Source organism: Vibrio sp. Vf1514 (assembly GCF_052076135.1).
GTDB lineage: Bacteria > Pseudomonadota > Gammaproteobacteria > Enterobacterales > Vibrionaceae > Vibrio > Vibrio furnissii.
The window spans coordinates 128,400-151,862 of record NZ_CP197267.1 but is presented as its reverse complement, the minus strand read 5'-3'; the positions used below and the strand labels follow the sequence as shown (position 1 = coordinate 151,862).

At 49.1% G+C, this 23,463-nt stretch carries 20 protein-coding genes and 1 pseudogene; 17 read left to right on the top strand and 4 right to left on the bottom strand.

The window, feature by feature from the left end; all coding sequences use genetic code 11:
• Positions 1 to 2: 2 nt before the first annotated feature.
• Together ACS18Q_RS00700 and ACS18Q_RS00695 are read right to left on the bottom strand one after the other, a co-directional pair.
• Positions 3 to 443 carry an arsenate reductase/protein-tyrosine-phosphatase family protein gene (locus ACS18Q_RS00700; protein ID WP_004728287.1) on the bottom strand — a complete coding sequence of 147 codons (441 nt, stop codon included), beginning with the start codon at positions 441 to 443 and terminating at the stop codon, positions 3 to 5.
• A gap of 13 nt (positions 444 to 456) precedes the next feature.
• Positions 457 to 1,593, bottom strand: a complete 1,137-nt coding sequence (locus tag ACS18Q_RS00695; RefSeq protein ID WP_143680620.1) for a polysaccharide export protein — start codon at positions 1,591 to 1,593, stop codon at positions 457 to 459.
• A gap of 599 nt (positions 1,594 to 2,192) precedes the next feature.
• Between ACS18Q_RS00695 and ACS18Q_RS00690 the strand changes: the two genes are divergently transcribed.
• The 12 genes from ACS18Q_RS00690 to ACS18Q_RS00635 all read left to right on the top strand — a co-directional run bounded on the left by ACS18Q_RS00690 (position 2,193) and on the right by ACS18Q_RS00635 (position 15,658).
• Positions 2,193 to 2,444, top strand: a complete 252-nt coding sequence (locus tag ACS18Q_RS00690) for a hypothetical protein (protein ID WP_158107957.1) — start codon at positions 2,193 to 2,195, stop codon at positions 2,442 to 2,444.
• 254 nt (positions 2,445 to 2,698) lie between these two features.
• Entirely contained in the window at positions 2,699 to 3,334 is a 636-nt protein-coding gene (locus ACS18Q_RS00685; RefSeq protein WP_441257257.1) for a YjbF family lipoprotein, read from the top strand.
• Positions 3,334 to 4,092: a capsule biosynthesis GfcC family protein gene (locus tag ACS18Q_RS00680; RefSeq protein ID WP_441257256.1), complete on the top strand. Its 759-nt coding sequence runs from the start codon at positions 3,334 to 3,336 to the stop codon at positions 4,090 to 4,092. Before ACS18Q_RS00685 ends, ACS18Q_RS00680 begins: the two co-directional genes overlap by 1 nt.
• Entirely contained in the window at positions 4,089 to 6,344 is a 2,256-nt protein-coding gene (locus tag ACS18Q_RS00675; protein WP_441257255.1) for a YjbH domain-containing protein, read from the top strand. The genes ACS18Q_RS00680 and ACS18Q_RS00675 overlap by 4 nt, the downstream gene beginning before the upstream one ends.
• A 156-nt stretch (positions 6,345 to 6,500) precedes the next feature.
• Positions 6,501 to 7,442 (top strand): ADP-glyceromanno-heptose 6-epimerase, encoded by a 942-nt coding sequence (gene rfaD, locus ACS18Q_RS00670; protein ID WP_014204048.1) that lies wholly within the window; start codon positions 6,501 to 6,503, stop codon positions 7,440 to 7,442.
• Positions 7,443 to 7,482: 40 nt separating this feature from the next.
• Positions 7,483 to 8,649: a nucleotide sugar dehydrogenase gene (locus ACS18Q_RS00665; RefSeq protein ID WP_238795483.1), complete on the top strand. Its 1,167-nt coding sequence runs from the start codon at positions 7,483 to 7,485 to the stop codon at positions 8,647 to 8,649.
• 228 nt (positions 8,650 to 8,877) lie between these two features.
• The gene (gene lpxM / locus ACS18Q_RS00660) at positions 8,878 to 9,861 is read left to right on the top strand and encodes a lauroyl-Kdo(2)-lipid IV(A) myristoyltransferase (RefSeq protein WP_055467223.1); all 984 of its coding nucleotides are present in this window, start codon (positions 8,878 to 8,880) and stop codon (positions 9,859 to 9,861) included.
• Positions 9,862 to 11,085: an O-antigen ligase family protein gene (locus ACS18Q_RS00655; protein WP_238795484.1), complete on the top strand. Its 1,224-nt coding sequence runs from the start codon at positions 9,862 to 9,864 to the stop codon at positions 11,083 to 11,085. It abuts the gene before it with no gap.
• Positions 11,078 to 12,151 carry a glycosyltransferase family 9 protein gene (locus ACS18Q_RS00650; protein ID WP_441257254.1) on the top strand — a complete coding sequence of 358 codons (1,074 nt, stop codon included), beginning with the start codon at positions 11,078 to 11,080 and terminating at the stop codon, positions 12,149 to 12,151. Before ACS18Q_RS00655 ends, ACS18Q_RS00650 begins: the two co-directional genes overlap by 8 nt.
• Positions 12,152 to 12,225: 74 nt before the next feature.
• Positions 12,226 to 13,272, top strand: coding sequence for a lipopolysaccharide heptosyltransferase II (gene waaF, locus ACS18Q_RS00645; RefSeq protein ID WP_441257253.1), 1,047 nt, complete (start codon positions 12,226 to 12,228; stop codon positions 13,270 to 13,272).
• Between the two features lie 8 nt (positions 13,273 to 13,280).
• Entirely contained in the window at positions 13,281 to 14,546 is a 1,266-nt protein-coding gene (waaA, locus tag ACS18Q_RS00640; protein ID WP_441257252.1) for a lipid IV(A) 3-deoxy-D-manno-octulosonic acid transferase, read from the top strand.
• 32 nt (positions 14,547 to 14,578) lie between these two features.
• Entirely contained in the window at positions 14,579 to 15,658 is a 1,080-nt protein-coding gene (locus ACS18Q_RS00635; RefSeq protein WP_441257251.1) for a glycosyltransferase, read from the top strand.
• Here the strand turns inward: ACS18Q_RS00635 and ACS18Q_RS00630 are convergent.
• On the bottom strand, positions 15,655 to 16,368 hold the full coding sequence (locus tag ACS18Q_RS00630) for a 3-deoxy-D-manno-octulosonic acid kinase (RefSeq protein ID WP_154180583.1): 714 nt from the start codon (positions 16,366 to 16,368) through the stop codon (positions 15,655 to 15,657). The genes ACS18Q_RS00635 and ACS18Q_RS00630 overlap by 4 nt on opposite strands.
• A 154-nt stretch (positions 16,369 to 16,522) precedes the next feature.
• On the opposite strand from ACS18Q_RS00630, the gene ACS18Q_RS00625 reads away from it, so the two are divergent.
• The 5 genes and pseudogenes from ACS18Q_RS00625 to coaD all read left to right on the top strand — a co-directional run bounded on the left by ACS18Q_RS00625 (position 16,523) and on the right by coaD (position 21,174).
• A complete protein-coding gene (locus ACS18Q_RS00625) occupies positions 16,523 to 17,593 on the top strand; it encodes a glycosyltransferase family 9 protein (protein ID WP_441257250.1) in 1,071 nt (356 codons plus the stop codon).
• A pseudogene (locus ACS18Q_RS00620) lies at positions 17,586 to 18,376 on the top strand (glycosyltransferase family 2 protein). The gene ACS18Q_RS00625 and the pseudogene ACS18Q_RS00620 overlap by 8 nt, the downstream one beginning before the upstream one ends.
• A complete protein-coding gene (locus ACS18Q_RS00615; protein WP_441257249.1) occupies positions 18,373 to 19,413 on the top strand; it encodes a glycosyltransferase family 4 protein in 1,041 nt (346 codons plus the stop codon). The pseudogene ACS18Q_RS00620 and the gene ACS18Q_RS00615 overlap by 4 nt, the downstream one beginning before the upstream one ends.
• 83 nt (positions 19,414 to 19,496) lie before the next feature.
• The gene (locus tag ACS18Q_RS00610; RefSeq protein WP_441257248.1) at positions 19,497 to 20,591 is read left to right on the top strand and encodes a glycosyltransferase family 4 protein; all 1,095 of its coding nucleotides are present in this window, start codon (positions 19,497 to 19,499) and stop codon (positions 20,589 to 20,591) included.
• 85 nt (positions 20,592 to 20,676) lie between these two features.
• The gene (gene coaD / locus ACS18Q_RS00605; protein ID WP_014204064.1) at positions 20,677 to 21,174 is read left to right on the top strand and encodes a pantetheine-phosphate adenylyltransferase; all 498 of its coding nucleotides are present in this window, start codon (positions 20,677 to 20,679) and stop codon (positions 21,172 to 21,174) included.
• Positions 21,175 to 21,236: 62 nt separating this feature from the next.
• On the opposite strand, the gene ACS18Q_RS00600 is transcribed toward coaD, so the two are convergent.
• Positions 21,237 to 23,240 (bottom strand): LTA synthase family protein, encoded by a 2,004-nt coding sequence (locus ACS18Q_RS00600; protein ID WP_441257247.1) that lies wholly within the window; start codon positions 23,238 to 23,240, stop codon positions 21,237 to 21,239.
• Positions 23,241 to 23,463: the final 223 nt, after the last annotated feature.

The following is a 23,463-nucleotide window of genomic DNA, read 5'->3' as shown; positions in this document are numbered from 1 at the left end:
TATCAAAGTTTTTTCGCCCACGCTTGCGCAGCCTGCTCAATTAAGCTGTATGCATAATCAAACGCTTCTTTACTTTGTCGATAAGGATCTGGAATTTCTTTTTGCCCTATCCATTGACCGAACAACATTGTTTTACCACGCGCTTCAGGTGCAATTTCCGTGAGCGCTTCAAGATGCCCTTTTTCCATGACTAAAATCAAATCATATTGACCACACAAAGCACTAGTGAGTTGCTGTGCATGATGGTTGCTTAAATCGACCCCATGTTCAGCTGCCACTTGCGTTGCCATTTCATCAGCTGGCTTACCGACTAAACGGCTCTTTTCTGCGCCAATGCCGGCAGAAGCAATGTGCTTGTTGGGTAACAACGTTTGCAATACCCGTTCGCCACTGGGCGAACGGCAGATGTTCCCAACACACACAACCAAAATATTATTAAACATCTAATTCACCTTTCTACGGCCAATTGCGTACGCGTAGAACGCCTTCAGTGAGGTCATTAAATCCGGAAATGGTTGGCACCAACTGGCTGACTACGCGATTCCAACGCGTCAACGGTGCAGCAGTGACGTACACGATGTCATAAGGTTGGATTTCGAATTCCGTCCCAATCACTAAAGCAGACGCGTCTTTAATATTCAGTTGGTAAATATCAGCGATGCGTTCAGATTTATCATTCGACGTTCTGATAACGAATACACCTGTTGCATCGGCTGAAAGCTGGTTAATACCACCAACGCTACTCAACGCTTCCGTCAAACTCATGCCAGAGCGGTCAATTTTTAACATTTTAGGGTCGTTGACTTCGCCCATCACAAACACTTTCTGACTATCATTACGCGGTACGTGAATAATGTCGCCCGCTTGCAGTAATCGGTTCTGAGTGAGATCACCACGCTGCATCAAGGCGTACAACGAAATATGTTGTTCTTCACCGTTGCGAGTCAAGGTGACATTACGCCAATCGGCATCAGCCGCTAGACCGCCAGCATTGTTTATCGCATCTAAAATCGTCAGAGGGATGTTAGTGATCGCTTGTTTCCCCGGCTTCGAGACTTCACCGGTGACATACGTTTTCTGAGATCGGAAAGCAGCGACGCTGACATCAACTTGAGGGCTTTCGATATATTTGGAGAGACGCTCAGAAATGACAGCGCGAATTTCGCGTACTGTTTTTCCAGCGACGGCAACGGTACCGATGTAAGGATAAAAGATGGAACCATCGGAATGAACCCAGTTGCCCGCTTCGGACGCACTACGATAAGAGCCCGCAGGAATCGTCAATTCAGGGTGATCCCAGATGGTCACGTTCAGGATATCGCCAGGGCCGACTTTATACTCATAAGCGGCCACTAATGCATCAAGATCAGAATTGGCGCGCGAACGGAAATCTTGATGCCGTTGATAACGGCTAACATTATGGGCATCTAACGGGTAAACGTTGACTTGGTCAGAGATGTTGTCGTCCTGATCGGATTCAGATTGAACAACATTTTTATCACTTGGTGAAAGGTGCGACCCGGGCACGATGGTGCACCCAGCAAGAATCGTCGGCAGCAATACCGCGATAAGGAGATGTTTTTTCAGTTCCATGTAAGCCAATTTTGGTTATGAACAAGTTCACTCTTGTTCTTGTAATCTCTGGGAAAATTCAATCAAGCATCCATGTGGGGTATGAGATGCACATGACATGTTGATTTCGATATAGTTAAAGGCTCGTTCCTTAACGTTTAACTATATCGTTTTACCAGCTTTTCAGTCCGAGCCGTATGGCGTGTTAGTTCGTTATAGTACGTTCTTTGATAAAAAAGAAAATAATTCGGCGCGATAAATGTGGTTTTATCCCAAAACTTAGGACGCTACCGCCCTTTGGTGTTTGCGTAGACCACATTACGCTCACGATTTTCATAAAAACGTGACTAACAAGCTTTTTGACGTTGTTTTTAGATCAAGCGGCTATTTTGCCACCTTAATTCTTCGGGCGTTTATTATGCACATCGTTGTTAAGATGACAATTTATTGTCGTCATTTTCTCTGTGAAATTTTGAGTTAAGGGTGAGTGAGTCTCAAGTTATCTCTTTTTAACAACATCTCACCGTTTACTTTACAAACAATTTGTATCTACAATGAGAATCGAAGTGCAATACACACTTCAAACATCGATGTTTAAATTTGTATATTAAGGACTATCTATGAAAAATATCGCATTAGCAATGCTAGTTGCGCTAGGTGCTTCAACCTCAGCATTCGCTGCCGGTGAAGAAGGTGCAGCGGCTGCCGCTTCTAGTGGCGGTGCCGCTGGCGGCGCTGCAACTGGCGCAGCCGTTGGCGGTGTGACCGCTTCTGGTGTCGCTATTGGTACAGCTGTCGTTGTCACGGCAACTGTTGCTGTTTCTGAAAGCAACAGCAGTGACGGTACCACAGGTACAACAGGCACCAACTAATCAGCGATGAGACTAAATCCACATGGGTTTTTCTCCTATTTAAGCTTAGAAAAGACCAACTTTTTGTTGGTCTTTTTTTATATGAGCAGCTCATATTCTTTCTAAAAATTAACGTTTTAAAACCGTAACGACGATTGCTGACAATGATTAAGACTGTTAATCTAATCCGCTAAAAATGATAATCCAACTCGATAAACAGGGCTGTTTAAACAATGATTCCAACGTTAGGATGGCGTAATTTAGGCAGTGCAACGATGATATTCAGTGTTGTACTGTTAACTGGTTGTTCGCAAAGAATTTCTAGTGTCAACGAAACCCTCAAAGAAGCTTTTTGGGGCATTGACGATGTTGAACTCAGTGCCAAGCAAATTGCCGATATCCCTTTCGCCAGTGCCTACGTGAGACTCAATAACGGCCCCAAAGTCTTTATGGTATTGGCTTATGCCGAGAACAATCTTGCAACCGGCCAAACTCAACTCAAATGGATTTCTCAAGATCATGCCATGATCGTGACGGAACAAGGACGAATCGTTAAAACAATCAATTTCCCGGTGCAAAACTTGGCTCATCGGGACAGCTCTGCTGCACAAACGTGGGATTCCGCTTCAAATTGGCAGACTTACTACGACTGGCAAGCGGGCAATCAGTACGGTTATATCGCCCATGTTTCGACCACTAAACTGAGCCAAGATAAAGTCACCTCTGAACTTTGGCAAGAAACCTTGGATCACTGGCAGGAAACGGTTGCCTACCCAGAACTTACGACCAGCATTCAAAATCACTATTGGGTGAGTAAAGAAGGCTGGGTACTCAAAAGTATCCAGCACATTGGCCCACAAATGGGTCAAATCGAAATGGACATTCTGAAACCATATGTGGAAGCGAAATAATGACCAAAACCATTCCAACTTGGCTGTTATTATGCTTGACCAGCGTTAGCAGCACTTCTGCATGGGCAAACACCCCGACGACCGTAACCTTACCGATGCAACAGGTGATTTTACAATACAACCAACCGGTTCGGCTGGATCGCGTCTTGCTTGATGCTCAACAACAAGCCAATCAAAAAAATCATCTAAACACTTATCACGAAGGCTATCGCTTGTTTTCTGGCGCGAAAGCCGATAAAGCGCAGGAACTCTATGCCAGCGTAAAAGAACGATTAAGCACGCTGTTAAACAACGAGACCTATCGCATCGCAGCGAAACAGCTACTCACGCAGCTCAGTGGTTACCAATACGGCTATCGAGAAAAGCTCAATTTGGATGTCGATGCCGTTCGCCTGAAGCCAGAACTCAACCCGCTGTTGCCCGGGCAATTTCAACTTGAACTTACCCAGCGCCCCGATTCGATTGCGTTATTTGGTCTATCCGAGCAGCAACAGATGACATTTAACGCCAACTTCACTGTTGCCGATTATATCGCCCGCTCTCGCTCACCCCATAAGAAGCATCACAGCGATGCATGGGTGATTTCTCCGGAGGGTGAGATCACTCACGTTGGTTATGCCTACTGGAATAATGCACACACACATTTGAAACCAGGTAGCGCGCTCCTCGTCGGATTTAACGCCAGCGACCAAGAGATGGTTCAACTGGAACAAGATATTGCCACACTGATCAGCATGATTGAGGGTTCTGCGCTATGACACATTCGGTACGTTCGTCCACCGCATTGGCCTTTAAACTGAGCGCAGTGTGTATTGGCCTTTTCTCTGGCACATTCTCAAGTGCATTGTTGGCTTCAACACTCACCCCAGTGGCGCTAAAGCCCTCTCAATCTGATTTCGGTGGTGTGGGTCTGATGCAAATGCCCTCAGGCCGAATGACGGCTGAAGGTGAGTTTAATTTTGGCGTCAATGTGAATGATGACTATCAACATTTTTATACCTCCATTCAGCTGTTTCCTTGGTTAGAATCCACCATTCGTTACACGCGTGTTCCTGACATGCTGTATAACGCCAATCCAGACTACAGCGGCGATAACCTGTATACCGACAAAGGGATTGACGTCAAACTGCGTTTATTTGAAGAAGGCTATTGGCTCCCCGAAACCTCGATTGGTATTCGCGACATTGGCGGTACGGGGCTATTTGATGGTGAGTTTATTGCTGCCACCAAACGTTTTGGCAATCTCGACGTCACGCTCGGTATGGGATGGGGCTATGTTGGCCAAAGTGGCAACATCACGAACCCACTTTGTAAAGCCAGTGATTCTTTCTGCGAACGCAGCACAGAGACGAAAGAAAGTGGCGGCTCAATTGATGCTGGTCGTTGGTTCCACGGGCCGGCGGCACTGTTTGGTGGTATCGAATACCAAACACCGTATGACCCATTGCGGATCAAAGTCGAATACGACGCCAATGATTATTCGCAAGATTTTCCACATGTCACGGGTGGGAAGCCCATGACACAACACACGCCATGGAACTTCGGGGTGCTCTATCGTTTGGGTGATTGGGGCGATGCCAAAGTCAGCTACCAGCGCGGCGACACCCTCACTGTTGGCCTAAACCTCTATACCAATTTCGATCAAATTGAGGCCATCTGGCGAGATGAGCCAAAAACGGCGGTCACGGCTCGCCCGGTTGCCAACCCGAATTGGAATGAAGTCAGCGAACAACTTGCAAGCAATGCGGGCTATGAGAAAAACACCATCCGTCAAGATGGCGACACGTTAATCATCACCGGTCAACAAACGAAATATCGTGATCGTGAAGAGGCACAAGATCGTGCCGCTGCGATTCTAGCCAATCATGCGCCAGAATCCATTCGTACTTATAAAATCGTAGAGCAACGCAATGGTGTTGACCTAACCGAAGCTGAAATTTCAGCGAGCGGGTATAAAAAAGTCGCTAACCACGACTATATCGGCGCAAAAATGTCAGATGCCACCACACACTCAGAACCGAAAACACCGGTGTCTGGGCAGCAACTTGCGCAAAACAATCAACGCTGGGGCGCAGGCATATCCCCAGTGTTTCAACAATCATTTGGCGGCCCAGAGTCCTTTTACCTCTATCAAATTGGCTTCAATACCAATGCAAATGTCTGGTTGACCAATAACCTTGAAGCCAGTGGTTCGATTTACGTCAACCTTGCCGATAACTACGACAAATTTAACTACGTCGAGAACAACCCGCACATTTCCAACTTCGCGGTACCGCGTGTTCGCACTATGTTCCGCGCCTACGTTCACGATAATCCTGTGCGTTTAAACAACCTGCAGCTGACGTGGTTCGAGCAACCGTTGCAACAAGTGTATACCCAAGCCTACGCGGGTTACCTAGAAACCATGTTTGCGGGTGTGGGCGGTGAAGTTCTCTATCGCCCATTGAACAGCAATTGGGCCATCGGCGTGGATGCCAACTTAATCTCTCAACGTGATCCTGACTCTTGGTTTGGTACCTTTAGCGATCCGTACGTCTACTATGATGGCTACAATGCCAGCAACTGCAGTGCAGGCGACGTGAGCTGTCAAGCATACGTACTCGACCAAGGCACAACCGGTCAAATTACCACTTATTACACCCCACAATGGGAGTGGATCGATAACACCCTGTTTAAAGTCAGTGTTGGTAAATTCCTCGGTGGCGATAAAGGGGTCCGTGTTGACTTCTCGAAACAGTTTAAGTCCGGTGTCATTGTCGGGGCATTTGCGACCGTCACGGATCTGACCACGGAAGAATATGGTGAAGGCAGCTACAACAAAGGATTCTACATTTCCGTGCCGTTTGACATCATGACCATAAAACCATCCACCAGCCGCGCGAACATCGCATGGCAGCCAATCACTCGCGATGGCGGTCAGATGCTAAGTCGGAAGTATCACTTATACGATCTCACGGATGCTCGCAGCCCTTGGTTTGAGCGAAAAAGCCAAGTTTCTGAAGCCAAATAAATGATGTATTCAAGTGGGGTTAGTGATTCATTAACCCCACTTTTGCAAACTCTGTTTGTCTTGCACTGCCACATCACCAGGCCCGCGACTCGAATAGCCATGAAACCGCATTGCTGCTAATATTCGGAACATATTTCACGCTTAAATGGAAAGACTATGATCATCGTAACTGGTGGCGCTGGCATGATTGGCAGCAATATTGTTCAGGCGCTCAACGCGCGCGGCATCACGGATATTCTGGTTGTTGACCATCTAAAAAATGGCCGCAAGTTCAAAAATCTCGTGGATCTCCAAATCGCAGATTATATGGATCGCGATGACTTCCTCACTCAGATTATGGCCGGCGATGACTTTGGCCCTATCGATGCCGTCTTCCATGAGGGCGCATGCTCTGCCACCACCGAATGGGACGGCAAATACATGATGCTCAATAACTACGAGTATTCAAAAGAGCTGTTACATTATTGCTTGGAGCGAGAAATTCCGTTTTTGTACGCCTCCTCTGCAGCCACTTATGGTGAGACCGACACATTCGTGGAAGAGCCTCAGTACGAAGGCGCGCTGAACGTTTATGGGTATTCAAAGCAGCAGTTTGATAATTACGTGCGCCGTCTGTGGCTCGATGCGGAAGAACATCACGAGAAGCTGTCTCAAATTACCGGTTTCCGCTATTTCAATGTGTACGGCCCACGTGAGCAACACAAAGGATCCATGGCGTCGGTGGCGTTCCATTTGAACAACCAGATGAACGCAGGCGAAAATCCAAAACTTTTTGCGGGCAGTGAACAGTTCAAACGTGATTTCGTCTATGTGGGCGATGTTGCGGCGGTGAATCTTTGGTTCTTAGAACACGGCAAATCCGGCATTTTCAACTGCGGCACCGGCAAAGCCGAGTCGTTTAACGAAGTCGCCAAAGCCGTGATTGCGCATCATGGTCAAGGTCAGGTTGAAACCATTCCATTCCCAGAGCATCTCAAAGGTGCATACCAAGAATACACGCAAGCCGACTTGACCAAATTGCGCGCGGCAGGGTGCGATATCGAGTTTAAGTCGGTGGCACAAGGCGTCGCCGAATACTTATCGATCATCAACGAATGAATCAACAATACAACGTCATCAAGCTTTAAGAGAGAACAACATGAAAATCGCAGTCGCGGGGACAGGCTATGTCGGTCTGTCCAATGCCTTACTCCTCGCCCAACACAACGAAGTGGTGGCTCTGGATATCGTCCAAGAGAAGATCGAGATGCTCAACCGTCAGCAGTCGCCGATTGTTGATAAAGAGATCACGCAGTTTCTGACCGAAAAGCAACTGAACTTCACAGCGACAACCGACAAAACGTTGGCCTATCAAGACGCAGCATTTGTGATTATCGCGACACCGACCGACTACGATCCCAATACCAACTACTTCAACACGTCATCCGTTGAAGCGGTGATTCGTGATGTCATGGCCATCAATCCTGATGCGGTAATGGTGATCAAATCCACGATTCCTGTCGGCTACACTGAAAAACTAAAACAGGACCTCAACTGCTCAAACATTATTTTCTCGCCTGAGTTCCTGCGTGAAGGCAAAGCGCTGTACGACAACTTGTACCCCTCACGCATCATTGTGGGTGAACAAAGCGAGCGTGCCGAAACGTTTGCAAACCTATTGATGGAAGGCGCCATCAAACAAGACATTCCGGTTTTGTTTACCAACTCAACCGAAGCAGAAGCGGTGAAGCTGTTCTCGAACACGTACCTCGCCATGCGTGTGGCGTACTTCAATGAATTGGACTCTTACGCAGAAGTTCATGGCCTCGATAGCCGCCAAATCATCGAAGGCGTGAGTCTTGACCCTCGTATCGGCAATCACTACAACAACCCTTCCTTTGGCTACGGCGGTTACTGCCTGCCAAAAGATACCAAGCAACTGCTGGCCAACTATCAAAATGTGCCTAACAACATCATTGGTGCCATTGTTGATGCCAACCGTACACGCAAAGATTTCATTGCCGATTCGGTCATTCAGCGTCAACCAAAAGTTGTGGGGATCTATCGATTGATCATGAAAGCGGGTTCCGACAACTTCCGTGCATCGTCAATTCAGGGCATCATGAAACGCATTAAAGCGAAAGGGATTGAAGTGATTGTGTACGAACCTGTACTCAAAGAATCGCATTTCTTCCACTCCCGCGTGGTCAACGATCTGGAAGCATTCAAACAAGAGGCAGACATTATTGTCTCGAACCGCTTGTCCGAAGAGTTGAAAGATGTTGAAGCGAAAGTGTATACCCGAGATTTGTTTGGCAGCGATTAAACGTCCACCGGTACACCGCCATCATTCATCATCATGGATGTTAATGAAACAGCCACCTCAGGTGGCTGTTTTTATATCCAAATACAACCCAGCCCCAATTTACTCAAGTCGCGGACGGAAAATTACTTTGTGCTGTCTGAATCACCACATTGCTTACTGTTTCCCACCCAGTTAACTGCTATACTCGGTCACAATTTTACTAAAAAAGCAATCCAATCTGAGCCACTTATGTCGTCATCACACTCTTCATCATCACCACGTAATGACCATGATGATTACGCTTATAATCCACAGTTCAGTATGAACTTCCTGCATCCTCGTTACTGGGGAACTTGGTTGGCCGTGATCGTGGCCTGTGTATTGAGTTTTCTGCCGGTGGCAATCAAACGACTGATCGCCAAAAGCCTCGCCAAGCTCGCGGTCAACATCAAAAGTAAAGCCAATACTCGCGCACGAGTGAATTTACGGATGTGTTTCCCAGAGCAGTCCGATAGTGACCGCGAGAAAATCCTTGTTGAGATGTACATCACTTCCGTGATGTTTCTGATGGGGTTTGCCTCAACATCCCTGCGCAGCAAAGCTTGGCTAGAGGCGAATACGACCCTGCGGGGTTTCGAGCACGTCGAACAGGTTCTAGATCGGGGTGAAAATGTCATTCTCCTGGTCCCGCATACCTGGGCGATCGATATTCCCGCTATCTTGTTGGCTTCGCGTGGTCACCCTGTTTCTGCGATGGCCAAAAGCCAGAAAAATAAAGTCTCTGACTGGTTGATGCATAAGCAGCGCGTGCAATACGGTGGTCGCGTGTATGATCGCAGTGTCGGGATCAAACCGTTCATCAAATCGGTCCGTAAAGACGGTTACTTGGGTTATTACCTGCCTGATGAGGACTTGGGACGAGAGCACAGCGTCTTTGTTGATTTTTTTGCCACTCAAAAAGCAACCATCGCAGGATTAGGTCGCCTTTCTACGTTGAGCAAATCGAAAATCGTGCCGCTGTTTGCCATGTTCAACAGTCAAACTGGCCAGTATGAATTGGATTTCTATCCTGAACTGCCTTTCCCAACTGGCGATGAACATCAGGATGCACGAATGATGAACGAATGCATTGAAAACTATGTGTCACAACGCCCAGAACAATATATGTGGATTCTTCGACTGTTGAAAACGCGTCCAGATTCAGACATCAACCCATATCAAGTAAAGCTCTAAATGATGAACAACTTATTGAACAAGAAAAATCTGAGCAATGTCTTACTGCTCCTACCTTTTGTGTTTTCTTTCGTGTTGATGATATGGATTGAAGGAGCCAGTAAAGCCTTAGTCATTACTACGATCATATCCCTGCTTGGCTGTACATTTTTCTACAGAAATGAATTCAAAAAGCATACATGTGTTAGTCTCCATCAACCCTTTCATATTCTACTTTGGGTGTTTACGCTATTTACACTCGCCCAATCATTTCTGCATGGTGTGAGTTCCAGGGAAATAAGAATTCTTTTGTGCCTATCCCTAATCGCTTTGTATTTTCCTTTCCGACGTGTGCCTACGTTGTACTATCAGATTATTGTAGTGTTTGGTGGCATTACCATTTTCGCCAATAGCCTTTATTTCAACATTTTTTTGGAGACAAATCGCTGGGCCGGGGTGATCAATCCGATCCCTTACGCTGGAATAGCCGCACTTCTAGGATTACTCTTAATCCATTTTTCTATTCATTCAAATACAATAAGGCATAAGCTTGTATTTGGTTTTATTGCATTACTGCCAATAATTAGCTTAATACTCACTGAATCTCGAGGAGTCTGGCTAGCCTTTCTTGGCGCATTGTTTTTCCTTTTTTGGGGAAAATTCAAGTTCAATGTAAAAAAAATAATTGTTATCGGCATACCTCTATTTTGCGTTGCTTTCTTACTTTCCGGGAACCTGATAGAACAGCGAATCGCAAAAACTCAATATGAAATTGAACAAATTCAACAAGGAAATATGAATACATCCATCGGGTTGCGATTTCAAATGTGGAAGGCTGCGCTACAACTTTCGAAAGGACACTTGATAATCGGATTAGGCACAGACCATTTTGACGGGCTTGAGCAACTGTACCAAGAGAAGAAAATCTCCAAGACGCTTTATGAGTATCATCCACCTCATTACCACAACCAGTTTATCGACAGCGTGGTGAAATCAGGGCTCATCGGCCTGTTCTTTCTGCTGTTGCTACTATTACTACCTCTGTATTTAGTTAGGCACGCCGATAAGCGTACAAAAAATATTGTCCTCTCCGTGGTTGCATTGTATGTCGTCATGGGGCTTACCGATGCGCCATTTTATAATGGCCAAACATTTATTTTGTACATCCTCACCATGCTTATTTTGATCAACACGTCCTTTCAGCCCACAACACAGACGAACCATGTGAGATTCAGCGGTGCTTAAGAAATTAAAACAGTTCAACCGAGCATTACGCAACAAGCAGAAAAAACTCAAGTTGCGCTATTACTGTCAGCGCTTTGATAAGGCTCCCCAAACAACCGTGCCACTTCGTGACATCAAGAGTTTGGCGCTATTGCGTTGGGACAACAAACTGGGTGATGCCATCATGAGTGGTTTGCTGATCCAAATGTTGCAGCGACACCGCCCGGACATTCAGGTTTCCGTCATCACACCAAGTTTTTGCGCAAGTTGGTTTGAACAATCAACCCAATGCAACATCATTCCTTGTGGAAAACGGGGCGTGAAGACCGCACGAGCATTCAGCCAATATCGCGGGCAATTTGATGCGGTGGTAGAACTCGGTACCAGTTTCGACTTTAAGGAATTGCTCGCCCTGCATGAATTGGGCGCAGCGTATAACATCGGGTTTAATAAAGAATCACATCCGATTTTCAACGTGTGTCTCCCCCATGACCACGTGCACTTTAAAGATCGCTACCTTGCGGTCGCGAAGTTGTTTTGTGATGTGCCAGAATCTGCTGACATTCCGTTGATTCCTTATTCAACGTCAACAATCGTGGATCCAAAAACAACGACCGTGGCAATCAATCTATTTGGTTCAAGTAAATATCGTCAGTTTTCCAAAACGGAAGCCTACAAGCTGCTGAATCTTTGGCTACGTGATTTCCCGCAAGACACCCTTTATCTGATTCCCGTTCCGGGGAAAATTGAATTTCTGAAAGAGCTCGTCACTGAACTCGAAAATCCACGCGTGCAATTGTTAAGCGAAACACCGTCATTGGCATTTTCGTTGCAACTGCTCAGTCAGGTCGACTTGTGTGTCACGCCCGACACCTCTGTGGTTCATATGGCCAGCGCTTTGAATACGCCCATTCTGGCGATTTATGCCGACGACCCGCGCAATTTCCAAGAGTGGCATCCGCTATCAGATAAAGCAGAAGTGGTGTTTAACCCACCAGCCAAAGGTCGAAACGACCGTGTCTATGTGCATGATTTTGAATGGTCAGAGCTCAAGCAAAAGCGTGAATCTCTGCTATCTTCACACTAAAAGAGCAAAACGCTTGTGTTCATTCTTTCTCTACCGCCAGAATGAACACAGCATCAAACGAATCGAAGTATCGAATGAAAATTCTAGTGATTGGCCCCTCATGGGTCGGAGACATGGTGATGTCTCAATGCCTCTATACGCGTCTTAAGCAACAACATCCCGACGCCGTCATCGATGTCATGGCGCCCGCATGGTGCAAACCCATTTTGGAGCGCATGCCCGAAGTCCACCAAGCGATCGAAATGCCGTTAGGGCATGGTGATTTTAACTTGCTTGGTCGCCGTGCCATCGGCAAATCGATGCGTGGCCAATATGATCAGGCTTATGTTCTGCCGAATTCCGCTAAATCTGCGCTGATTCCTTGGTTTGCCGATATTCCAGTCAGAACGGGTTGGAAAGGTGAGATGCGTTACGGATTGCTGAACGATGTGCGCCCAAATAAAAAATCCTTCCAATACATGACCGAGCGTTATGTTGCTTTGGCGCATCCCAAAGCCACCATGGTGGACTCCTCCTCATTAGGCGGCCTCGACACCTTGCCGCGCCCAAGCCTATATATTGACAAAGATGCTCAGCAACACACGCGCGATAAGTTTGCCCTTCACGCCACTCGCCCAATCATCGGCTTATGTCCCGGCGCTGAATTTGGACCAGCGAAGCAATGGCCAACCGAACATTACGCCGCCGTCGCTGCGGCGATGATCGATGCTGGGAAACAAGTTTGGTTGTTTGGTTCGGCGAAAGATAGCAAAACCACACAAGCCATTGCGGCCGACCTCAGCGACGACCAACGAGCACACCTCGTTGATTTGGCGGGAAAAACTAGCTTAATCGAAGCCGTCGACATGCTGGCCTGCTGCGAGAGCGTCGTCAGCAATGATTCGGGGTTAATGCATGTGGCCGCCGCGGTGGGTTGCCAAGTGGTCGGCGTATATGGCTCCACTTCGCCAACGTACACCCCACCTCTGGCCGTGAAAAAAGCCATTATTCACACTGAGATTGAATGCAGACCGTGCTTTAAGCGCGAGTGCCCATTGGGCCATTTGAAGTGTCTGAAAGAGCTGGCACCGCAACGCGTCATTGATGCATTAATGCAGTTCGATCACGCAGCGCAGGAGTAGAACGTTATATGCGCCTGATTTATACCCTGCTGCTGGTGCTGGCGAGCCCGATTTTGCTCTATTCCCTGTACAAAAAGAAGCCGGGAAAACCTGCGTTTGGCGTTCGCTGGAAAGAACATTGGGGTATGACTCCCAAAGTGACCGCCCCAAAACCGATTTGGATTCATGCGGTTTCCGTGGGGGAATCCATTGCCGCGATTCCGGTGATCAAAGCAATCAAACAAGCGCAGCCCAATCAGGCCATTGTCGTCACCACCACCACCAGCACGGGCGCAGAGCAAATTGCCAAATTGGGCGATCTCGTCGAACATCGCTACATGCCGTTAGACTTTGCATGGTGTGTCCGTCGCTTCTTGAAAGCAGTCCGCCCCTCACAACTATTGATTGTGGAAACCGAGCTGTGGCCCAATACCTTAAAAACCGTTCATCAACAGGCGGTGCCAGTCACCGTGATCAATGCGCGTTTATCCGAGCGTTCTTGCCTTCGCTATCAACAGTTTTCCGCACTATTTCAACTGATTCGCCCCTACGTCGATCGTATTTTGTGTCAGTACGATAGCGATGCTCAGCGTTTTCTTCGCTTGGGTTTTCAACCGGAACAAGTTCAGGTGACGGGCTCGATTAAGTTTGATATTGAGATCGCCCCCACCGTGCTTGAACAAGGGCGACAATTACGTGCAGAACTGGGCGAGGCACGCCCGGTATGGATTGCCGCCAGCACCCACGACGGCGAAGATGCCATTCTCCTCGACGCACATCAGGCGTTGCTGAAACAATTTCCAAATGCCCTATTGATCCTTGTGCCCCGTCACCCGGAACGATTTAACGCCGTATTCGACTTGTGCATTCAACACGGCTTCACAACGCATCGCAGAACCGCATCCGCCTCAATAGCCCCAGGCACTCAGATCTACTTAGGCGATACCATGGGAGAGCTGTTGGCGCTGATCAGTGCGGCCGACATCTGCTTCATGGGCGGCAGTTTAATCGGCGAGAAAGTCGGCGGACACAATCTGCTAGAACCCGCCGCACTTGGAAAACCGCTACTCAATGGTCTAAGCTATTATAATTTCAATGAAATAATGCAAATGCTACAAGACAACGATGCCGTGAGTATTTGCGAAAATGCACCACAGATTGCAGACAACCTTCAACAGCTTTGGACGACCCCCCAACTGATGCAACAGAAGGGAATCAACGCGCAAAACGTAGTGAAGCAAAATAGAGGTGCAATATCGCGCACCGTCGCCAATATTGCCCTACATAAAAATTAAAAAATGCACTTGAATGCAGTGATGGTTAACACATGAACATAAAATTTTTAATTCGAGACTTAAAAATTGAAGGCGTACAGGTTGTAACCGTACGATTAGCCAGGCTTCTGCAGGCTAAAGGGCATGACGTGGAAATCATCACTCTCTTTCACGATATCGAATTGCCTCAGCTAGACGATTTAACAATTTCATGCCTCGATATTCCGACCCCGGTGAGGTGTGAGAGAACAATGCTCACGCGCTTCAAAGCTTGGTATCACAATGCTGAATTTGACTACCTCATTGCCCCACACAGTGAGAGTATCAAGCTCATCGCGCATTTTTCGGACTCACGCCTGATTCCATTTATTCATAATTCAGATGAGTGTTCCTACAACCAGCGCAGCTTTTTCAAGCGGTTTCGTTACCGTACTCGATTAGCGAAACGCCTCAAAGGGAAGCACGTTATTTCGGTATCAGAAAGCATTCGAAAGTTCACGACGCAATGTTGTGGTGACCGTCTTCTCTCAGCCAACGTGCTCTATAATCCGTTCGATGTTGAGACCATTCGCCACTACGCTTGCGAAAAAGAAGGTCTGGCAATACCAGAAGAATATGTGTTGTTTGTTGGACGTCTGGAAAAGCAAAAACGCGTTGATCGCTTACTAACCGCGTTTTCTTACGTAAAAAATCCGACCATCAAACTGGTCGTATTGGGTGAAGGTTCGTTAGAGCTGGAACTAAAACAACAAGCCGAACAACTCAATCTCGGTGAACGCGTCCTGTTCAAAAAGTTTGATACCAACCCTTACCCCATCATCAAAGGAGCAAAAGCGGTGGTATTGACCTCTGATCATGAAGGATTGCCAACCGTCATTATTGAGGCGCTCATCCTCGGCACCGTGGCACTCAGTGTGAACTGCCCTTCCGGCCCAGATGAAATTCTTACCGGAGAGTTATCGAAATATCTGATTCACTCTTACGATGAACACGTTATCGCAGAGCACATTGACGCTCTGTTGGAAGATAAATCCATCCCAGATTTATCGGTCGGGTATGAGAAATTCACTGGAGAACAGGTGTATCAGTCGTTTATGGCTATCGCCGCACAATGGCATAACAATAAGCATTAAATCGGGGTTTGATAACCAGCCAGTAACGCCTGCCATTCGGCGTCTTGCCATTTGATATGGGCGCGTAACTGCTCTTTGCGAAACGATCGCAGCAGTCGCGCCAAATTCTCCGCTTTCCAGCCATCGCCCTCTTGAATCGCACATTTATCAAAATCAATGATCCACACATGGTCGTGATCATCGAGCAGAATGTTGTGAATATTCAAATCGGTGTGATTGACCTGAGCGCGGTGCAGCTTCGCCACCTGTTGACCAATACGATGATAAAGCGCCTCAGGCAAGGCTTTGTCTTGTAACACCGCCACCAAGTCCCGCGCGTTGGCGATTTTCTCACTGAGAATATCGGCCTGATACACGCAGCCCCGACGCAGGGCGCGAGCAGCAATCGGACGCGGAACATTCACCCCTTGCTCACGCAAATGATGCAGCAATTGAAATTCGGCGCAGCTGCGGGTTTGTTCCCACCCTTGAAACCAATAACTGTCACTGACCAATTTGCCAAACAAGCCGCCCCGGCGATAATGACGCAACGCCGCTGGCAACGCCGCCATTTGAACAAACCACGTGGTACCACGCCCTTGCGCGCTACCAATCACCCGCTGATTGGCTTGCCAATATTCGGGGTCAAACAACGACGCCAACGGTTCATTGACCCATTGGTCGTCATACCAAATTGTCTGATGTTTGCTAAGCTGCTGCTGTTTGATCACGCTGGGTTCCCGCTATAGTGATTGACACACAAGGTGGCTGATCTCGTCAAAATTGGCATCTTCACACCAATAAAGAGAGGAAAAGAATGCGGTTATTTTACATTTATCGGTGGACTCTGCATAATTTAGCCTCATTAATTGAAGAGCTTATTTGATGCCACTGTTCACTGCGCCTCCGAAGTCGGTCTGTTTTCTGCGCCTGTCGGCGATTGGCGACGTTTGTCATGCCGTTGCCGCGGTTCAAAACCTGCAACAACACTGGCCAGATACCCAAGTAACCTGGGTGATTGGCAAAGTCGAAGCCCAATTGCTCCAAGGTTTGCCGAACGTTGAATTGGTCGTCTTTGATAAAAAAGCCGGCTGGCCTGGAATCAAAGCGGTTTGGCAGCAACTGAAAGGGCGTCATTTTGATGCGCTCGTGCATATGCAGTTAGCCCTGCGCGCCAGTTTGGTCACGCTGGGCATTCGCGCGCAGTACAAAGTGGGATTCAACCGCAAACGGGCCAAAGAAGGTCAGTGGTTGTTCACGAACCGCAAGATTGCCGACACCGAATCGGCGCATGTGCTCGACAGTTTTTTCTCGTTTACCGAATTTCTTGGCGTGCCGCGCCAAACACCGACCTGGCACCTGCCGATTTCAGAAAACGATCGGCAATTTGCCCGCGTGCAACTGGGCAGCCAACCGACCATCGTCATCAGCCCGGCCGCCAGTAAAGATGAGCGCAACTGGGTCACGGAACGTTACGCGCAATTTGCCGATTACGTCATTGCTCAAGGCTATCAGGTCGCCTTGTGTGGCTCTCCTGCGCCGCGCGAGCAGAAACTGGCAGAGCAAATCAGTGCCTTGATGACGCATCCGGTGCTCAATCTAGTGGGCAAAACCAATTTAAAACAACTGACCGCCGTCTTGGGCGAAGCGAAGTTAGTGCTTGCTCCGGATTCTGGCCCGGCACATATTGCCACCACACAAGGCACGCCCGTACTGGGCTTGTATGCACACAGCAACCCGAAGCGCACGGGACCATACTTTAATATTAAGGATGTGGTGAGTGTGTACGAACCGTTCGTGACCGCGCAGCAAGGCAAACCGCTGGAACTGCTGGCGTGGAGCACACGTGCCAAAGGCACGGACCTGATGCAGGCCATCACGCTCGATGCGGTCATCACCACCTTTGATCGCATGATGTCAGCGACAACACAGTTAGGTAACCCAAATCATGGCTAATACCACTCCAACATTGGCGGTCGCCCTGATCGTGAAAAACGAAGCCAAGCACCTGCAAGCCTGCTTAGACACGGTGTATCAGTGGGTCGACGAAATCGTCATTCTTGATTCCGGCAGCAGCGATCAAACTGAAGCCATCGCTCGCCGCTATACTGATAAATTTTTCGTCAACACCGAGTGGCCAGGCTTTGGCCCTCAGCGCCGCTTGGCGCAATCGCACATTACCTCAGACTATGTGTTGTGGCTCGATGCCGATGAACGCGTGACCGATGCGCTCAAAAAACAGATTTTACAAGCGGTCCACGCCGACAAACCCAATACCGTCTACCAGATTGACCGTCTCACCACCGCGTTTGGCAAACAGATTCGCTATTCCGGCTGGTCCCCGACTGGGTCACGCGTCTTTACCGCACGCGCGATACACAGTACAACCAAGCCTTGGTGCATGAGAGCGTAGAAATCCCATCCGGATTTCAACTGCGGTCGTTAAAAGGTTATCTCGAGCACTACACCTTTGAGTATCTGCCACAGTACACCGCAAAAACGCAGCAATACATGAAAGCGTGGGCTGACCAACGTGAAGGGCGCAAGAAAGCGTCGTTGGGCGGCGCAATCCTGCATGGGTTTTTTCGCTTCTTTAAAATGTACGTGATTAAACGCGGGTTTCTCGATGGTCGCCATGGCTTACTGTTGGCGATGTTAAGCGCCAACACCACGTTTACTCGGTATGCGGATTTGTGGCTGCGCGACTACGTGCGCAAGCAGGAGCAAAAACAGAAATGAACATCTGCCACGTTAACTTGGCATCCGGCTATCACGGCGGAGAAAACCAAACACTACAACTCATCAAGCAGCAGATTCGCATGGGCTATCAGCTGACGATTGTCGCCAATCCCAAAAGCCCGTTTTTTGCGCGTGTGTCCGAGCTGCCTTGTCGAGTGATCGCCGCCAGCCATTATTTACTCCAACATGGCAAACGCGTGACCGACGGCTGTGAATTGATTCATGTGCATGAAGGCCGAGCCATTTACTGGGCATGGCTGCAACACGCATTGCATGGCGTGCCATATATGGTGACGCGTCGCATCGACAATCCGCTGCGCAAAAAATGGTTATCGAACCAAGCTTACTGCCACGCTGCGTTGTTGGTTGGCCTGAGCCATGAAATCGCGGCCCGCATTCGTGACGCGTACCCAACCCAAAGCATTGAGATCATTCCCAGCTCGCCAGTCGCCTATCCGATTGATGACGCCAACGTGGCGCGCATCAAGCAGCAATTCAGTGGCAAATTTCTGGTCATCCACGCCGCAAACATGCTCAAACACAAAGGTTTTGATGTCACCCTGAGCGCAGCAAAAGCGTTGGCTCAGCGCGCCCCTGAGGTTCATTTTGCACTGTTAGGCGATGGTAAAGAGCGAGCCGTCTTAGAACAACAAGCTGCAGGCTTAACCAACGTGTCGTTCATGGGCAAACAGAGCAACATGGGCGATTGGTTTGCCGCAGCCGACCTGCTGGTTCACCCCTCATACAGCGAAGGTTTGGGATCGGTGATTCTGGAAGCGATGGGCAATGGCTTACCAGTGATTGGTGCTCGCGCGGGCGGTATCCCGGATATTATTGACCATCAAGAGTCAGGGCTTTTGATTGAGCCCGGCGATGGCCTCGGATTGGCCGATGCGATTGAAACCATTCGCAGCGACGCCACGTTGCGCGAAAAGCTCGCCATCGGACGCGAGAAAAAACTGCAAGGCTTTCTGATTGAGAATACCGCCAAACGCTATGAGCAGCTTTACGCTCGCGTTGCGGCCGGAAAGTTATAATCTAGGCTCGCGGCACGAAGACGCGTCAGCCACCAAATTTGAACACCGCTGCAGTTTCACTGCGGCTGAGGTAATGTGAGACCATGAAAATCTTAATTTTTAGCTCCTATCGTGATGCCTGGAACAGCGTGCGTCCGGAAGCGGAGATGTTTATTGAAATGGCCAAGCTCGGCCATGAGGTGACCATCATGACGCAAGGCGATGCGGAGTATGTGCCACGTTTTCGCGACAACGGCGTGACCATCATCGACTGCTATTCGAAGAAAAAGATTTGTCTCAACACGATTAAAACTTTGCGTCACGCGCTGCGTCAAGAACGTTATGACGTGGTGTATGCCATGAACTCCAAAACCATTCCCAACGCGGCATTTGCCTGCATCGGCTTCAAACACACCAAACTGGTGAGCTATCGCGGCACAGTCGGCGGGTTGTATCGTCACGATCCCACCGCCTACCTGACCCACTTGCATCCTCGTATCGACGGCATCAGTTGTGTGGCACAGGCGGTGACTGACGATGTGCGTAAACATGTGTGGAAACGCGCCGACAAAGTGGTCACGATTTACAAAGGCCACGACATTGCTTGGTATCAAGCGCAGCCGGCGAATTTAAGCGCACTGGGGCTGCCGGACGACGCGTTCAGCGCCATCTGTATCGCCAATGCTCGACCAAGTAAAGGCGTACACGTGCTGCTTGAGAGCGCGAAACAACTGGCGTCATTGCCGAATTTACACTTGCTGCTGGTTGGTCGCGATATGGATACCGAACAGAACCTGAAATTGGCTGAAGCAAGTGGCATGCGCGATCGCATACATTTCCTCGGTTACCGCAAAGATGTGCCGGAACTGCTGGCGGCAAGCCAAGTACAAGTGCAGCCTTCGATTAGCGGAGAAGGCTTACCCAAAACCATCATTGAAGCCATGGCGATGGGCATTCCTTCCGTCGTGACCACCACCGGCGGCGGCAAAGAACTCTTGATCGACGGCGAAACCGGATTCGTTGTGCCGGTGAATGATGCCTCAGCCATCGCCGATAAAATTCAGTGGCTGTACGCGTCTGAGCAACATCGTCAAGAGATGGGCCACAAAGCGCAGCAGCGGATGATCAACGATTTCTCCTGTCAGGAAAGCGCGCAGCAGCATCTGGACTTTTTCCAATCGTTATTGGATGAAAAATAATCATGCTTGCCGTCAAATTGTCATGGTTTGGCGGCACAGTTTTGTTTAGCATACCCCTACACGCATAAACACTGAGTAGAACATTGTGAATTCAAAAAGTATTTCCCGCGTTATTTACCCGGGCACCTTTGACCCCATTACCAACGGCCATCTCGATTTGATTGAGCGGGCTGCCAGCATGTTTGATGAAGTGATCATCGCGGTGGCCGCCAGTCCAAGCAAAAACACCCTGTTTACGCTGGAAGAGCGCGTGGCCTTTGCCAAAGCGGTCACCTCACATCTGGATAACGTGACGGCAAAAGGGTTCTCTGGCTTGATGGTGGATTTTGCCAAAGCCGAAGGCGCCACCGTATTGGTACGCGGCCTGCGCACTACGGTCGATTTTGAATACGAATTCGGCCTGACCAACATGTACCGGCGCTTGATGCCTGGGCTGGAGAGTGTGTTCCTCACCCCGGCGGAAGAGTACGCATTTATCTCCTCATCGCTGGTCCGCGAAGTCGCGATTCATGGGGGCAATGTGGATGCGTTTGTGCCTGAGTTAGTGGCCAACGCGCTGCACAGCAAAAAGATTGTGGAATAACGTCACACCTCAAAAAAGGGCTGCTCACTGAGCAGCCCTTTGTCTTGATGCCTTGCGCCAGTTTATGGCGTCATCGGTAGCACTTGTGAACGCAGGTAATAATCTTGCAGCAATGAGTACTCTTTGCCCCAGTCCGTCTCTTGCGGTGGGTTCTTCTCCGGTCGGGCTTGATTCAATAGTGGATTGTGTTCGTCCCACGCATAAAACAACCCCGAGCCGCTATTGCTGAATGCGCCTTGTTCACTGATGGTGCGCGAAGCATTAAAACCGATGTTGCTCACTCCGCCTTGGGCCAACAGGTTTTCGCCGCCTAAACTGATGTAGTCCTGATTCGACAAACTGAAATGATACAAGGTCGGAAACAGGTCGCGATGTGAACCAATGCGCTGCGGATCATAGGTAAATGGCGTGTGATCCAAAATCGGCTGCGGCACATCAAGGAAAAATGGCACGGCGAAGGTTAAGCCGTATTCGGTCGGCTCATCGGTGCTGCTGTAGCGCATGCGGTGATCGCCCGTGACCGCAATCACCGTGTTGTCCTTCAACTTGTCTGAGGCTTTGACTCGGCCGATAAACTGGCCCAACGCATCCGATGCATACTGGAACGTGTTGAGCAACACTTTCGCCTGCGCCCCTTGGTAGCCGATTAACGTCGCTAAACGTTCACTCATGGCCGTCGGTTTGGGTTGGTAGTAATTCGGCACTTTGTACGGCGAATGGTTGGTGACCGTCATAATGAAAACCAACGTCGGCTTCTGAGCCTCTTCAAGGATTTTATTGGCAAAGCGGAACATGTACCCATCCGGCACACCCCACGTACCAGAATATCGAGCCGCATCGGGAAATGCTTCGATGATGTCGTTCTCATCGTACACGCGATCAAACCCTTGCACGGGCAAGTAATTGGCCAGATTTCGCCACATGCCATTGCCGCCATACAGGAACACGACCTCATAACCGGCGCGTTTGTACGGCAAAATGGCCGAACTTGGCAAAGCAATGTTTTGAATTGACGAGTGGCTGATCGTCGCCACCGGGCTGTGGAACAGCGTCATGACGATGCTGTCGATGGTCGCCGACGTGCCCGCCATAAAACGCTCAAATAAGAAACCCTTCTCCCAGTACGGGCGCAGACTGCCCAGCAGATCGTTTGTCTGCGGATCGTCTTCCACCAAAATATTCATGCCCATGCTTTCCATCATCGCGACCACAACATGCGGTGGATGGTCGGCAAGAAATGGGTTGGTCGGTACATGATAGTTTGGCGTTGGCTGACCGAGCATCTTTTCCATCTGCGCCGTCAACGCACGTTGTGAGACCGGGTCAAAATGGCGCTGCTCTTTGTAATCGGTCGTCGCCCAATCGAGCGCCATAAACACGTTCGGCGTGATCATATTGAGCGGTTTGTATTGCGACACACTGGCGTGATAGCGCTTGAGCGGATGGCTGTCGAGCGAACCACGAGCGACCGCGAACGTGACGATGATCGTCATCAAAACCACCAGCGACGTCACGCCCCAATGCCAATACATACGGGGGTTCAATTGCCCCAGCGACGAACGCAGGAACCAACGCGACGACACATAGGCCAGCCCAGCCGTTGCCACGGCCAAGAATGCACCACGCATGATAGGGTAATCCTGCCACATATTGATCAGCACCGCGTCGGTGTCATCTTCCCACAAACCGAACACGAACAGGTCCACATGGCTGCCGTACGTCAGGTAGTAGTAATAATTCCCGATGCAGCCCACCACATACAAACCGGCAATCACACTGTGATACCCGAGTGCAAACTTGAGCCAACGGCGATAGGCCGCATGAAACGCCGCGGCAATCAGCCCACTGAGCAGCAGCGGCGCATAGGCAATAGCAGTCACTTTGGCATCAAAGCGCCCACCCACCCAAAATGCGCGCCAAATATCATCATCGACCGCATGCGTCGGTAACACATCACGAATGTGGAGAAAAAAGACCACTCGAGCAATCAGTAAGATACAAAAGGAGAAGGCAAAACACTGAAGGAGAAACAGGCAGAGCTGGCGTAGGTGTGGTTGATACTTCATTTTCTTGAACAACAGGCAGAAAAATACAATGAACGACGGCAAATTGTCGCGTTCGGAATTGACTCAGTAAATCATTAGCAAGAATGATACCGATGTTGGAGTCTCAATGTCCCAAAATGTTCCAGCGCATTGCCAGATTTGATGGATGATCGTCTGAGTTCCCGGTAAAACGGGAGATTATCGTTTACAGCTCGGGGCGCTAGCCCCGGCTGTAAAGAGTGTG

Coding starts and splice junctions, on each gene's coding strand:
- ACS18Q_RS00690 (WP_158107957.1), top strand. CDS start 2,193: ATGAAAAATATCGCATTAGCAATGCTAGTTGCGCTAGGTGCTTCAACC.
- ACS18Q_RS00675 (WP_441257255.1), top strand. CDS start 4,089: ATGACACATTCGGTACGTTCGTCCACCGCATTGGCCTTTAAACTGAGC.
- ACS18Q_RS00695 (WP_143680620.1), bottom strand. CDS start 1,593: ATGGAACTGAAAAAACATCTCCTTATCGCGGTATTGCTGCCGACGATT.
- ACS18Q_RS00685 (WP_441257257.1), top strand. CDS start 2,699: ATGATATTCAGTGTTGTACTGTTAACTGGTTGTTCGCAAAGAATTTCT.
- ACS18Q_RS00610 (WP_441257248.1), top strand. CDS start 19,497: ATGAAAATCTTAATTTTTAGCTCCTATCGTGATGCCTGGAACAGCGTG.
- ACS18Q_RS00680 (WP_441257256.1), top strand. CDS start 3,334: ATGACCAAAACCATTCCAACTTGGCTGTTATTATGCTTGACCAGCGTT.
- ACS18Q_RS00615 (WP_441257249.1), top strand. CDS start 18,373: ATGAACATCTGCCACGTTAACTTGGCATCCGGCTATCACGGCGGAGAA.
- ACS18Q_RS00600 (WP_441257247.1), bottom strand. CDS start 23,240: ATGAAGTATCAACCACACCTACGCCAGCTCTGCCTGTTTCTCCTTCAG.
- ACS18Q_RS00635 (WP_441257251.1), top strand. CDS start 14,579: ATGAACATAAAATTTTTAATTCGAGACTTAAAAATTGAAGGCGTACAG.
- waaF (WP_441257253.1), top strand. CDS start 12,226: ATGAAAATTCTAGTGATTGGCCCCTCATGGGTCGGAGACATGGTGATG.
- waaA (WP_441257252.1), top strand. CDS start 13,281: ATGCGCCTGATTTATACCCTGCTGCTGGTGCTGGCGAGCCCGATTTTG.
- ACS18Q_RS00625 (WP_441257250.1), top strand. CDS start 16,523: ATGCCACTGTTCACTGCGCCTCCGAAGTCGGTCTGTTTTCTGCGCCTG.
- lpxM (WP_055467223.1), top strand. CDS start 8,878: ATGTCGTCATCACACTCTTCATCATCACCACGTAATGACCATGATGAT.
- ACS18Q_RS00655 (WP_238795484.1), top strand. CDS start 9,862: ATGATGAACAACTTATTGAACAAGAAAAATCTGAGCAATGTCTTACTG.
- ACS18Q_RS00665 (WP_238795483.1), top strand. CDS start 7,483: ATGAAAATCGCAGTCGCGGGGACAGGCTATGTCGGTCTGTCCAATGCC.
- rfaD (WP_014204048.1), top strand. CDS start 6,501: ATGATCATCGTAACTGGTGGCGCTGGCATGATTGGCAGCAATATTGTT.
- ACS18Q_RS00700 (WP_004728287.1), bottom strand. CDS start 443: ATGTTTAATAATATTTTGGTTGTGTGTGTTGGGAACATCTGCCGTTCG.